The organism is Bartonella sp. EBT8 (assembly GCF_055796165.1).
The window spans coordinates 1-1,327 of the sequence record NZ_JBTTDJ010000074.1 but is presented as its reverse complement, the minus strand read 5'-3'; the positions used below and the strand labels follow the sequence as shown (position 1 = coordinate 1,327).

General features: G+C 40.8%; 1 protein-coding gene. It reads left to right on the top strand.

The window, feature by feature from the left end:
- Nucleotides 1-304: 304 nt before the first annotated feature.
- Nucleotides 305-1,327, top strand: a 1,023-nt coding sequence (locus AC0QT4_RS09140; protein WP_473201353.1) for a tyrosine-type recombinase/integrase, incomplete at its 3' end; no start/stop codon positions are given.

The following is a 1,327-nucleotide window of genomic DNA, read 5'->3' as shown; positions in this document are numbered from 1 at the left end:
ATGACATCACGGCTTTCATTAAAGTAAAAGGTTTCCCGTTCACAAAACCGAATGGCGGCAAAAATACTTTCTTGGATTTGAGGAATGAACTCATCCGTGACATCATCAATCTCATCCTGAATAACCGATACAAGATATTGATTTATAAAGATAATTCACTGTTTTGCATGTTGAATGAGAGCCCCGAATATCCTAAGATTCTCTCATTTCAAACCTGCTTATCTTGAATCAATCAAAACCATCCCTTTGCACATCACAAGTGGGATTATCGTGTGGATAAAAAACTCTAAAGAAAGGAACAAAAATGCCTTTAATGAATCGTCTTAATGCAAGGGCTGTCGCAACATTGGGGGCTGGTAAATATAATGATGGTGCTGGCTTGTTACTTCATAAGCGTAAAGATGGGGGTGCTCAATGGATTTATCGTTACACCATTCACGGGCGGCGTCGTGAAATGGGCTTGGGGGCTTTAAGAGATGTCTCTTTAAAACAAGCCCGTGAATTGGCAACTGGGTGGCGTTCTGTTTTACGTGAGGGGCGTGACCCCATTAAAGAACGTGACAAACAAAAGCGTGAGGCAATGCGTAATCTCCATTATTTAAAAGATATCGCTCTCGATGCTTTTGAAAGCCGTAAAGCTGAATTAAAAAATGACGGTAAAGATGGGAACTGGTTTTTACATTTACGTCTTCATATTCTCCCTAAATTAGGCTGTCTCCCCGTTTCAGAGATTACCCAAACCGATATACGCAATACACTCGCTCCCATTTGGCATACAAAAGCTGGGACAGCTCGAACAGCATTGATGCGTCTTAATCTTTGTTTCAAACATGCTGCCGCGTTGGGGTTGGATGTTGATTTACAAGTAACAGAAAAAGCAAAAGCTTTGTTAGGGAAACAAAGGCATAAAAAACAAAACTTACCTGCTATGGATTGGAGAGAGGTACCGGCTTTTTATAAAATACTTTGCGAAACAACAACCATAAAATGCTTGGCTTTGCGTCTACTTATTCTTACAGGTGTCCGTACATATCCTTTGCGTCATATCCATAAAGATCAAGTTGATGGTGATATATGGACCATCCCTGCTGAGAATATGAAAGGAAGGCGCGATGCTACAACAGAGTTTCGCGTGCCTTTATCAACAGAAGCTCTAAAAGTTATTGAACAAGCTTCTTGTCTCTCCAAAAGTGATTTTATTTTTTCATTGACTGGTCGCTGTCCTCTTTCACCTGCGATGATGGCATCATATATGAGACAAAATAAACTTGATGCCTGCCCGCATGGCTTTCGGTCTAGTTTACGCGATTGGTTAGCAGAAACAACT